Source organism: Chitiniphilus shinanonensis DSM 23277, from assembly GCF_000374805.1.
Classification (GTDB): Bacteria; Pseudomonadota; Gammaproteobacteria; order Burkholderiales; family Chitinibacteraceae; genus Chitiniphilus; species Chitiniphilus shinanonensis.
Window position 1 is genome coordinate 26,440 of sequence record NZ_KB895349.1, and the last position, 11,703, is coordinate 38,142.

General features: G+C 67.2%; 10 protein-coding genes. 4 read left to right on the forward strand and 6 right to left on the reverse strand.

Translation table 11 applies throughout. The features are described 5' to 3' along the window. Positions 1 to 70 precede the first annotated feature (70 nt). Together C556_RS0114280 and C556_RS0114285 are read right to left on the reverse strand one after the other, a co-directional pair. Complete coding sequence (locus C556_RS0114280; RefSeq protein WP_018748934.1) at positions 71 to 829, reverse strand: sulfite exporter TauE/SafE family protein; 759 nt, start codon at positions 827 to 829, stop codon at positions 71 to 73. 269 nt (positions 830 to 1,098) lie between these two features. Further along, positions 1,099 to 2,859 (reverse strand): ABC transporter ATP-binding protein, encoded by a 1,761-nt coding sequence (locus C556_RS0114285; protein WP_018748935.1) that lies wholly within the window; start codon positions 2,857 to 2,859, stop codon positions 1,099 to 1,101. Positions 2,860 to 3,158: 299 nt separating this feature from the next. Between C556_RS0114285 and C556_RS0114290 the strand changes: the two genes are divergently transcribed. Both C556_RS0114290 and C556_RS0114295 read left to right on the forward strand, forming a co-directional pair. Next, positions 3,159 to 3,533 (forward strand): CZB domain-containing protein, encoded by a 375-nt coding sequence (locus tag C556_RS0114290; RefSeq protein ID WP_018748936.1) that lies wholly within the window; start codon positions 3,159 to 3,161, stop codon positions 3,531 to 3,533. Between the two features lie 328 nt (positions 3,534 to 3,861). Further along, positions 3,862 to 4,215: a CZB domain-containing protein gene (locus tag C556_RS0114295; protein ID WP_018748937.1), complete on the forward strand. Its 354-nt coding sequence runs from the start codon at positions 3,862 to 3,864 to the stop codon at positions 4,213 to 4,215. 27 nt (positions 4,216 to 4,242) lie between these two features. Here C556_RS0114295 and C556_RS0114300 read toward each other — a convergent pair whose 3' ends face one another. Further along, entirely contained in the window at positions 4,243 to 5,349 is a 1,107-nt protein-coding gene (locus C556_RS0114300; RefSeq protein WP_018748938.1) for a BamA/TamA family outer membrane protein, read from the reverse strand. Positions 5,350 to 5,565: 216 nt separating this feature from the next. On the opposite strand from C556_RS0114300, the gene C556_RS0114305 reads away from it, so the two are divergent. Beyond that, a complete protein-coding gene (locus tag C556_RS0114305; protein WP_018748939.1) occupies positions 5,566 to 5,919 on the forward strand; it encodes a CZB domain-containing protein in 354 nt (117 codons plus the stop codon). Positions 5,920 to 6,324: 405 nt separating this feature from the next. On the opposite strand, the gene C556_RS0114310 is transcribed toward C556_RS0114305, so the two are convergent. Beyond that, positions 6,325 to 7,713, reverse strand: a complete 1,389-nt coding sequence (locus tag C556_RS0114310; protein WP_018748940.1) for a dihydrolipoyl dehydrogenase — start codon at positions 7,711 to 7,713, stop codon at positions 6,325 to 6,327. Between the two features lie 290 nt (positions 7,714 to 8,003). Beyond that, positions 8,004 to 8,735: a glutathione peroxidase gene (locus C556_RS0114315; RefSeq protein WP_018748941.1), complete on the reverse strand. Its 732-nt coding sequence runs from the start codon at positions 8,733 to 8,735 to the stop codon at positions 8,004 to 8,006. Between the two features lie 532 nt (positions 8,736 to 9,267). Here C556_RS0114315 and C556_RS0114320 point away from each other — a divergent pair. Next, positions 9,268 to 10,626 (forward strand): hypothetical protein, encoded by a 1,359-nt coding sequence (locus C556_RS0114320; protein WP_018748942.1) that lies wholly within the window; start codon positions 9,268 to 9,270, stop codon positions 10,624 to 10,626. 84 nt (positions 10,627 to 10,710) lie between these two features. Here the strand turns inward: C556_RS0114320 and C556_RS0114325 are convergent, their stop codons facing one another. Beyond that, a complete protein-coding gene (locus C556_RS0114325; RefSeq protein ID WP_026263107.1) occupies positions 10,711 to 11,367 on the reverse strand; it encodes a Dph6-related ATP pyrophosphatase in 657 nt (218 codons plus the stop codon). Between the last annotated feature and the right edge of the window lie 336 nt (positions 11,368 to 11,703).

Sequence of the window (11,703 nt, forward strand, 5' to 3'; positions counted from 1 at the left end):
TGTGGGTGTTGCCTTTGAAGTTACCCTTCCCTCTTCCCCCTTCTCCCTTCCCAGGTTTTGAAGCCCCGCTTCAAAACCAGGCCTTGGCGAACAGCGACAGCCCGGTGGCGATGGTGACCGCCTCGAAGGCGCGCTTGATGGTGTGGTTGCCGCGCGCCAGGCCCCAGTGGGCGCCGAGGTAGCCGCCGAGCACGGAAGCGGCCAGCAGCACCGGCACCCAGGGCCAGTGGATGCCGGCCTGCATCGCCAGCGCGATGGCGCCGGCGCCGTTCCAGAACAGCCCCACCAGCACCAGGGTGTAGGCGACCGCCTGCTTGTAGTCCATGCCGAACCAGCCGATCAGCCATAGCGTGACGAACAGGCCGGTGCCGGAGGTGAGCGAGCCGTTCAGTATGCCGATGCCGAACAGCACCGCGCCGCCCAGCCAGAGCTGCCAGCCGTGGCGGTGGCGCGGCGCGGCATGCTGACCGTGCGCGGGCGACAGCAGCGAATGCACGCCCAGGCCGGTGGTCAGTACCGCCAGCGCCAGCAGTGCCGCGTGCTCCGGCACCGCCAGGATCAGTTGCGCGCCCAGCCACACCCCCGGCAGGCCGAACGCCAGCACCACCAGCGAGAAGCGCCAGTCCAGCGTGCGGGCGCGCAGATGCTTCATCGTCGCGCCCACGCCCAGCGCCACCGACGCCAGCTTGTGCGTCGCCAACGCCACAGGAAACGCCAGCCCGAGAAACAGCAGGATCGGCAACTGCAACAACCCCGCGCCCCCGCCGGCCAGCGACGACAGCGTGTTGGCGATCAGCGAAACGACGAACAGCAGGATCAGGTCGGGCATTGAAGGCGGAGAAGGGGGAAGAGGAAGGGCGAAGGGTAGCAAAAACCCCAAATCTTGAACCACAGAGAGCACAGAGAACACAGAGTTTCACAGAGAAAACCCAAGGCAAAGAGAGAACCCCGATCGGCCTGACTGCCGCAGTCCATGCGGCGCGCGCTCTTCCTTCGGTTTCTCGCCTCTCTCTTCTTGGTTTTCTCTGTGAAACTCTGTGTTCTCCGTGTCCTCTGTGTTTCAAGATTTGGGGTTCAGGTTTTTTCCCTTCCCGAATTTCACCCCACCTCGCCGGTCTGCAAGCGCCACAAGCCGGCGTAGGCGCCGCCGTGGGCCAGCAGTTGGTCGTGGGTGCCGCTTTCCACCACCTGGCCGTGTTCCAGCACGTGGATGGCGTCGGCGTGGCGCACGGTGGAGAGCCGGTGCGCGATCACCAGCGTGGTGCGGCCTTGCGCCACCCGCGCCAGCGAACGCTGGATGGCGGCTTCGGTTTCGTTGTCCACGGCGCTGGTGGCTTCGTCCAGGATCAGGATCGGCGGGTCCTTGAGGATGGCGCGCGCCAGGGCGATGCGCTGGCGCTGACCGCCGGACAGTTTCTGCCCGCGCTCGCCCACCGGGGTGGCGTAGCCGCGCGGCAGGGCGGCGATGAAGTCGTGCGCTTCGGCCGCGCGCGCGGCGGCTTCGATCTGCGCCGGGGTGGCGTGCGGCATGCCGTAGGCGATGTTCTCGGCCACGCTGCCGTCGGTGAGGAACGGCTCCTGCGGCACGTAGCCGATGGCGCGGCGCAGGTCCTGCAAGTCCAGCCCGCCGATGTCGCGACCGTCGATCTCCACCCGGCCGGCGCCGGGTACGTAGAAGCGCAGCAGCAGCTTGATCAGCGTGCTCTTGCCCGAGCCGGTGCTGCCGACGAAGCCGATGGTGCGTCCGGCCGGCAGCGTCAGGTCGATGGCGGACAGCGTCGGCCGCTGGCCGTCGTAGCTGAAATCCACGTTGCGGAACACCACCTCGCCGGCCACCGCGTCGCGCGCCAGCGCCGCGCCGGCGTAGGGGATGCCGATGGGGGTCTGGATCAGGTTCAGCACCCGCTCGATCGACGCCATCGAGCGCTGGTACAGGTCGGCGATCTCGGCCAGCCCGGTGAACGGCCAGAGCAGGCGCTGGGTGAGGTAGACCAGCACGCTGTAGCTGCCGACGGCGATCTCGCCGTGCAGCGCCATCCAGCCGCCGTACACCAGCGTCACCACGAAGCCGGCCAGGATCGCCATGCGGATTACCGGGGTGATGGCGCTGGACAGCCGGATCGCCGCGGCGTTGGTGCGCACGTACTCGGTGCTGGCGGCGGCGACGTGGGCCGCTTCGAAATCCTCGGCGGCGTAGCTCTTGATGGTGGCGATGCCGTACAGGTTGTTGTTGAGCCGGCCATTGATGCGCCCGGCCGCCTCGCGAACCTCGGCATAGCGCGGCGCCAGCCGCCGCTGGAACCAGAAGGTGCCCCACAGGATCAGCGGCACCGGCAGCAGCGAGATCAGCGCCAGCTTGGGCGCCAGCGCGAAGAACACCGCCGCGATCAGCAGCGACGACATCACGATCTGGATGATGGCGTTGGCGCCGGTGTTGAGAAAGCGCTCCATCTGGTTGATGTCGTCGTTCATCACCGACAGCAGATTGCCGCTGGAGCGGTTCTCGAACCACGACAGCTCCAGCCGCTGCACGTGCGCATACGCCTCCAGCCGCAGCCGGTGTTGCAGGTTCTGCGCCAGATCGCGCCACGCCACCGAGTACAGGTACTGGAACAGCGATTCGCCGGCCCAGATCAGCACCGTCAGCACCCCCAGCCACGCCAGTTGCGACGACACCTCCACCACGCCCAGCCGGGCGAGGAAGGAATCCTGGCGGCTGACCACCACGTCCACCGCCACCCCGATCAGCACTTCGGGCAGCACGTCGAACAGCTTGTTCAGCGACGAATACAGCGTGGCCAGCCATGCATCGCGGCGGTAGGTGCGGGCGTGATCGAACAGCTTCTTCAACGGGTGCATACGGAAACTTCCAGAAATCCATGACGTTGGAATGAATACGAGCCAACCCATCCAATGTGAAAAATGGATGGCCCATCTTGCCGCGACGCCCATGGTCGCGGCGCCGAGCCGCAATTTTGCTCGAACTGCCGGGTGGCCCGCCGCCGATGGCGGCAACCCGGCCGGGTAATTTTGCGGATTTGCGGGTTAAGTGAGAACTCCCGGATATAGCCTCTTTGCAGCTATCGGGGTGATTCCTCTCGGTGATATGAGGGGCGTCGAAAACGAGAAAAACTCAGTTTGGGGCAGGAGAGTTCGTTATGGATATCCAACGCATGATCGATCTGCACATGAAATGGAAGGCGCGCTTCGAAACCGCGCTGGCGCAACACATCTGGCTGGACGCGGGCGCCATCGCCGTCGAGAAGGGCTGCCGTCTGAACAATTGGCTGCACAGCGAAGGCCGCGCCCGCTATGGCTACAGCGACGCCTGGAAGGAGTGCGTTCGCGCGCACTCGCAGTTCCATCGCCAGGCCGCCTACGCGGTACAGCAGATCAACAATGGCAGCGCCTCGGCCGAGGACATCCTCGGCACCGCGTCGCCCTACGAACGCGCGTCGCAGGAACTGGAGCGCACCCTGGTCCGGCTGCGCCAGAGCGGGCGGCACGACCAGCACGGCGGCATGGCGGCCTGAGAGCCTGTTCGAGATCGTTTCGCGGCAGCGCCGGGCCCTTCGGGTGCGGGGCATTGCCGGCGCGCTGCCGCGTTGCACGCCGCGCACGGTATGCATACCGCCGCGCGTTCTGCGCCTTGCCGCGCACCGGCACTGCCCCGGACGCCGTCGCGAAAAGATTTTCAACAGGCTCTGAGCGGCCCGCAACGACCGATGGGCACCCCACCCGCCAGGAAAGTAGCGGCGGGGTGAAAACCGGAATCTATCGATAAACCTGGATGGTCCAGGCGCGGGGACGATTGTCCGTCCCCGCAGCCGGGCTGTCCCGTCAGCAGTTGGAGTGAACACCATGGATCTGAACGTTGCCCTCAAGGCCCACGGCGAGTGGCGCCTCAAGTTCAGGATCGCCATCGGCAAACAGCAACACCTGGATGCCCGGCATATCGCCGCCGACGACTGCTGCCCGCTGGGGCAATGGCTGCACGGCGAGGCGCGCAAGCATTTCTCCGACCTGCCCGCCTATACCGAATGCCTGCGCCAGCACGCGCTGTTCCATCGCGAGGCGGCCAAGGTGGCCAATTCCATCAACGCCAAGCGCTACCGCGAGGCCGAAGTGATGCTGCTGCCCGGCTCGGCCTACGCCCAGCACTCCACGGCCTTCGGCGTGGCGGTGATCCGCCTGCGCAGCCAGTTGTACAGCTGACGCGCGGGCGTGCCCGTTGCCGGGGCCTCAATGCCAGGCGCTGCCGACCTGGAAGTAGAACGCGTTGTCGTCCTGGCTGCGGGCCACGTCGATGCCCACCGCCAACCCCAGCTTGCGGGCGATCAGGTAGCGGAAACCCACGCCAGCGCCCCAGGCGTCGTCGGCGTCGGAGAAATCCTGCCAATGGCCCCAGGCGCGCCCCACGCCGCCGAACGCCAGCACCGACCAGCGCGGCACGAAGGTCCAGCGCAGCTCCATTTCGCCGGTCAGCGTGTACTGGTCCTGGTAGCGCCCCTTGGGCAGTCCGCGCAGCGAGACGAAGGGCTGGGCGTAGAACGGCACGTCGCCATCGGTGGCGCGGCCGTCGATGCGCAGGCCCAGGTTCCAGGTCTTGTCCAGCGGCAGCCAGGTGAAGGCGCGCAATTCGTAGGTGTCGAAATCGCGCGAGCTGCCCAGCCAGTCGCGCGCGGCCTGCGCCTCGATCTCCATGTAACTGCCGCGGGTGGGGTAGAACATGTTGTCGCGGCTGTCGTAGTCGATCACCAGCCCGGCCTTGCCCACCGCCAGATCGCGGCTGATGTTGCCCAGCTCGTTGGCGATGGCGCCGGTGAAGCGGGTGTCGAGGTCGAAGTAGGTATAGCGCGGCCCGACGAACCAGCGGCTGTCGCCCAGCTTGACCAGCAGTTGCTGCACCAGCCCCCAGCCGTCCAGCTCGTAGGCGCGCGGCTGGTCGGAGACGCCGTAGTAGTTGGTGTTGAGGTTGATCTTGCCCAGCCCGCCCAGGTAGCGGTAGCGGTCGCCGCCCCAGGTGCGGAAGTGGAACAGCCCGGCGCCCCAGGTGCCGTTCTCGGTGGCCATGCCGCCGACGCCGGTGATGTTGGGCGGCTGCATGATGCCGGTTTCCTTGGCGTGGGCATTGGCCTCGGCCATCGATTCGGAGAAGAACAGCAGCATGGCGCCGCCGCCGTAGCCCACCGCCGGCTCGGTGATGAGGATAGGCACCGGCAGGAAGCCCTTGCGTTCGAGCAGGTAGTCGCTGGCGTCGAAGGCGCCGTCCTGCGGATCGCGGAAGCCCTCGGCGTGGGCAAGGCCGGCGAGCAGGCTGCACAGCAGGGCAAGGACGGCACGACGCATCGGGAGGGTCTCGGAGGATGGTGCTCCAGTATGGCCGCCCGGTGCGGGACCGCCAGGGCGATCGATTCGCCCTCGTGCCGGGATGTCGCGCCGCCTGGCGGCTCGCCATCGTCATCATTGACCTGATGCAACGGGCCGGGCGGGCTTTGCGCGCATGCTGGCCCATTGACGAAATGGCGAAGCCGCGTCCAGGCGCGGCGGCCCGAGGAGACTGCGATGGATTTCGATCACGCGATCATGGCGCACGCCGAATGGCGTCTCAAATTCACCCTGGCCATCGGCCGGCAGGAAACGATCGATGTGGCCCACGTGGATGCGGACGACTGCTGCGCGCTGGGCACCTGGCTGAAGGGCGACGCCCGCCAGTTGTTCGGCAAGCTGCCGGCCTGGCGCGATTGCCAGGCGCTGCACGAGCGTTTCCACCACGAAGCTGCCAAGGTGGCGACCGCCATCAACGGTGGCCATTACCACGAGGCGGAAAAGATGCTGCTGCCCGGCTCCAGCTACTGCCAGGCGTCGAGCGAGCTGACCGGAGCGCTGAACCAGTTGCGCGAGCAGGCGGCGCTGTAGGTTTGGCTGGGCGCTGAAGGGCGCTGAAAACTGAAACCTGTAGACACAGAGCGCGGGGAGTACACAGAGCACACAGAGAAAACCAAACCGGAAATTCTGTTTTCCCAGGTTTCCTGATTTGGGGTTTCTCCGTGCTCTCTGTGTGCTCCCCGTTCTCTGTGTTCCCAGATTTGAATTTGCCTTTCCGGCCTACCCCGCCAGCTTGGCCGCGGCGTCGCGCAGGGCGGTGAAAGGCGCTAAAAACCTGTAGACACAGAGGGCGGGGAGCACACAGAGCACACAGAGAAAACCAAACCGGAAATTCTGTTTTCCCAGGTTTCCTGATTTGGGGTTTCTCCGTGTTCTCTGTGTGCTCCCCGTTCTCTGTGTTCCCAGATTTGAATTTGCCTTTCCGGTCTTTCCAACCTACCCAGCCAGCTTGGCCGCCGCGTCGCGCAGGGCGGTGCGCAGGCCCTCTTCGATCACCGGGTGGTAGAACGGCATGTCCAGCATCTGGGCAATGGTCAGGTCCATCTGTCGTGCCCACGCCAGGGTGTGGGCGATGTGCTCGGCGCGCGGGCCGATCCATTCGGCGCCGAGGAAGCGGCCGGTGCCGCGCTCGGCGTACACGTGCATCAAGCCCTTGTTCTTCAGCATCACCCGGGAACGGCCCTGGTTCTCGAAGCTGACCTCGCCGATCACCGCGTCGGCCGGCAGGTCGGCGAAGCGGGTGCCCACGGTGGCGATCTGCGGATCGCTGAACACCACGCCGAGGGTGGCGCGGCGCAGGCCGGCGCTCACCTCGGGATAGCTGGAGGCGTTGGCGCCGGCGGTCTTGCCCTCGTCGGCGGCCTCGTGCAGCAGCGGCAGGATGTTGTTGGCGTCGCCGGCAATGAACACCGGCGAGGCGCCGCATTGCAGCGTGGCCGGGTCGAACAGCGGTACGCCGCGCGCGTCCAGTTCCAGGCCGGTGTTCTCCAGCCCCAGGTTGGCCACGTTGGGTCGGCGGCCGGTGGCGGCCAGCACGTAGTCGAAGCGCTCGGTGACGATTTCGCCGTCGAGGCGGGCGTAGCGGATCACCACTTCGTCGCCGTCGCGCTGCATGTCCTCCACCCTGGCATCCGGGTCGAGGTAGAACTGTTCCTGGAACGCGGCGGTGGCGTAGTCGCGGATGGCCGGGTCGGACAACGGCCCGACGCCGCCGCCCACGCCGAACACGCGCACGATCACCCCCAGGCGGGACAGCGCCTGGCCCAGTTCCAGGCCGATCACGCCGGGGCCGAACACCGCCACGCGGCGCGGCAATGCGTCCCACGAGAACACGTCGTCGTTGACCACCAGCCGGTCGCCCAGCGCGCGGAACGGCGGCGGCACCGCCGGGCTGGAGCCGGTGGCGATCACCACGCGCCCGGCGCGCAGCTGGAGGTCGTCGCCGACCTGGAGCGTGGTGTTGTCGACAAAACGGGCGTAGCCGCGCAGGCGGTCTTCGGCCGGGATGCCGTCCACCGATTCCAGCACGAAGCCGACGAAGCGGTCGCGCTCGCGGCGTACCCGTTCCATCACCGCGCGGCCGTCGATCACGATCTCGCCGTCCACCCGCACGCCGAACGGCGCGGTGTGGCGCAGTTCGTGCGCGGCTTCGGCGGCGGCGATCAGCAGCTTGGACGGCATGCAGCCGACGCGGGCGCAGGTGGTGCCGTAGGGGCCGCCCTCGATGATCACGGTGCGCTTGCCGGCGGCGCGCGCGGCACGGTAGGCGGCCAGGCCGGCGGTTCCGGCGCCGATTACGGCGACATCGACATTCATCTGTTTCATGGCGGGCTCCTTGTTCTGCGATGGATTGGCTTTCGCCGGCAATACGGGGGCGCAACCGGCGCACCGGGGGCGTCTCGCGGGAAACGCGCCGGGTGTGGCGGCTGGGTATCGGTCCGGGTGGGAATCGGGCCACTTGCCGGCCGGCCTGGGGTCAGGCCGGCCGGACGTGGCTGCTTGCTGAGGCTTCGCGTCGTCAACGCGGGGTCACGGCCTTTTCGTGGCGGCGTCCGGCGTGGTGTTCCGGGCGCTGCGGGCCGTGGGGCGGGGCGTCAGGCGACGCCCCCGGGGCATTACGCGGCCAGGTAGGCGGCCAGATCGTCGGAGCCACCGATCAATTGGCCGTTGATGAACACCTGCGGGGCGGTCATCTTGCCGGACACGGCGCCCAGCACCTTGCCGCGGGTCTTGTGTTCCAGCGGCACGTCGATGAAGTCGAAGCCCTTGCTGGTCAGCAGTTCCTTGGCCTTGGCGCAGAACGGGCAACCTTCCTTGGAGAACACCACCACCTGGTCCGGCTTCTTGGCGTTGGGCGCCACGTAGGCCAGCATGGTGTCGGCGTCGGACACTTCGAACGGATCGCCTTCCTTTTCCGGCTCGATGAACATCTTGTCGACCACGCCGTTCTTCACCAGCATGGCGTAGCGCCAGCTGCGCTTGCCGAAGCCCAGGTCGGCCTTGTCGACCAGCATGCCCATGCCTTCGGTGAATTCGCCGTTGCCGTCGGGGATCATCACGATGTTCTGCGATTCCTGATCCTTGGCCCATTCGTTCATCACGAAGGTGTCGTTCACCGACACACACAGGATGGCGTCGACGCCGTTCTGCTTGAACACCGGCGCCAGCTCGTTGTAGCGCGGCAGGTGGGTCGAGGAGCAGGTGGGGGTGAAGGCGCCCGGCAGGGAGAACACCACGACGGTCTTGCCGTTGAACAGCTCGTCGGTGGTGACGTTCTTCCAGTCGTTGTTTTCGCGGACACGGAAAGTCACGTTGGGAACGCGTTGGCCTTCGTGGTTCTTCAGCATGGTCAATCTCCTTGATGGGGGGCGGGTGTGCTGCGTTGCAGCGATGGAACGCAGTATCCCGACCGGGCCTTCATTGGTCTAATTGATTGTTTCAAGATTTTTGTTTGCAAAAAACTATCGACGGGCATCGATGCGGTGGCGCACCATGGCGAAATCCCCGCCAAGCCAGCAGTGGCGCGGTTTGCACGCCCATCAATGCCGGGGGCGCGCGGCTAGCCACCACCCTAGGCCCGCCACAAACACCCCAAAGTGTGAACTTTGCAGCTGCCGGGGGCGGGCGCCATGCCGTGTTCGACGCCCGACGCGTTGCGTTGCAGCACCGCGCGGTATCGTCATGCGCGGGTGGAATGCTTGCGCGTGCCGACGAACGCCGTCCGGCGGATACCCCGCCAGGCCGCATCCCGCCGGCCTTCGCGGCCCATGCGTTGCCTTGCCGCATTCGAATCGCATAACGGGAACATACGAAGTTATTTGTTTGTGTCATGACGCGCTGCTTAGCCTTGCGAAACCTTGACGAAGCAGTGGAGACAACATGACACAGAGCTTTTTCTCTTCCGGTATCGCGACGGCTTCCCGCTGGCGGAAGCCGGCCATCGCGCTGGCGCTGGGGGGCGCGCTGCTGGGCGGCGCCCGGGCCGAGCCGGTGCTGGCCACCGCGGATCAGCAGGCGCTGGATGCCAAGACCATCAGCATCGACCAGCGTAACGCCTTCCTGCTGCTGCGCGGCCAGGCCAGCCTGGCGTACGTGACCGCCTACGGTCTGGCGCTGACGCCGGAAGCATCGTCGCGGCTGGGCAACGCGCTGGACGAACTGGAGGTCAGCGCGATCCAGAAGGCGGTGAACAACGATCCGCAATACCCGAAGGTGTACTGGCTGAACGCGCCGCCGCGCGAGTGGTTCGGGCTGAAGGTGGAGGGCGGGCGCTACTCGTTCGACAACCCGGACAACATCTACCGCACCATCCCCATCGATGGCGGCTCCAGCTATGTGATCCAGGGCCGGCGCTTCGGCGCGGGGCCGACCGATGTCACCTTCTCGCTGATCAAGAACCCCAATTCGCAGCAGACCATCGCGCTGCTCACCGGCGACCAGCTGGTGGTGAACCCGGACGGCAGCTACACCGTCACCATCGACAACCAGCCGGCCAATGGCCGCGTCAACCATATCCAGTCCACCGGCGAAGCGGTGCAGCTATTCGTGCGCAACAACCTGGGCGACTGGAGCACCGAGACGCCGGATGCGCTGAGCGTCACCCGCCTGGGCACGCCCACGCGCGGCCCCAGGAGCGACGCCGACATCGTGGCCGACACCCGCACCAATCTATCCGAAGCGGCGCTGTACTACGGCGTGGGCACGCTGGGCGTGAAGACCTACATCAATCCGCTCAACACGCTGGCGCAGCCGTCGTCGTCGGACACGCTGGGCACGCTGGTCACCCAGGCCAGCTCGTTCGGGCACTTCCGGCTGGCCGACGACGAGGCGCTGATCGCCACCGTCAACACCGGCGGCGCCAAGTACTTCGTGTTCCCGGTGACCGATCCGTGGAGCGTGACGGTGGACCCGATCCGCCACCAGAGCAGCCTGAACAACAAACAGGCGGTGCCGAACGCCGACGGCAGCTACACCTTCGTGCTGTCGGTGGCCGACCCCGGCGTCGCCAACTGGATCGACCCGGTGGGCCTGCACGAGGGCACCATCATGGCGCGCTGGCAGAACCTGCCGGCCACCACGCCGGCCAGCGGCGGCCCGGCCATCGCCACCCGCGTGGTCAAGCTGCGCGACCTGGCGGCCTACCTGCCGCCGGGCACGCAATACGTGACCGCCGCGCAGCGCGCGCAGCAGCTCCAGGCACGCGCCGCCGGCTATGCGCGGCGCCTGGCGACCCAGTAAGGGCGGCTGACCGGTTCTTCTGCCTACGTGGTGCTTGCCGAATGAAGAAGGGCGTCATTGGACGCCCTTTTTCATCGACCGCGCTCAGGCTGGCGCCAGCGGCAGGAACCAGTAGTCGCCGTGGCATTGCGGCCGGCCCTGCCGTACCGCCAGCGGCCGGGCGAAGGCGGGCGTGTCGAGCACGGCGGTGTGGTACTCGCCGTTTTCGCCGCAGGCATCGACCCCGGCGGCTTCCAGCGCGTCCAGCGTCGCGGCGTCGAGCACGCGGCCGAGAAAATCCGGCCCCAGTTGCGCATTGCACGACACGATCACCGCGCGGAGGCCGCTGGCGATCATCTCCTCGACCAGCGCGCGGCGCGGGTGCTGCCACAGCGGCAGCAGCGCGCTCAGCCCGGTGCGCTGGCACACCTGTTCCTCCCAATCGCGATGCGCCTGCAGATCGATGTCGCCGAACACCGCCGCCCGCGCGCCGTAGTGGTCGCGCGCCTCGCCCAGCCGGGCGACGAACTCGGCTTCGTAGCCCTGCCAGCTGGCGCGGCCGGTGAGCAGCGGCAGCCCGAGCGCATCGGCCTGGGCGCGCAGCAGCGCCGGCGGCAGGCCATGCGAGCGCGAGCGCTCGCCCGTCTCGTCGAGCATGTTGAGCAGCGCCACCGGGCGGTGGCCGGCGGCCAGCGCGGCGTGCAAGGCATGGCAACTATCCTTGCCGCCGCTCCAGGAACAGAGAAAGGGCAGGGCGGTCATGGGGGCGGATGATCGCACGCCGCGGCGGAGCGCGCGGTAGTTTGCACGTCCGGGGCGCGGCAACCACATGCGATGGTGCGGCGAGGCGCGCGCACGGCCGCGTTCGACCGCCGCGCCGTCGGCATCGCGGGGCGCGCGTCCGGCCGGACCGCTGCCGCGAAAAGATCGTGATCAGGCTCTAGGGCGTGTCATCAAATGTTTCGCGGCAGCGCTGGGCCGAAAAAGCGCCAGCCACAAGGCGCGCGACGCGGCCAATAACCGGTTATTGGCAAGGAGTGCAACGCAGTGGATGGTGCTTTTTCGGCCCAGCCCTCCGGGTTCGGCGCATTTCGGGCG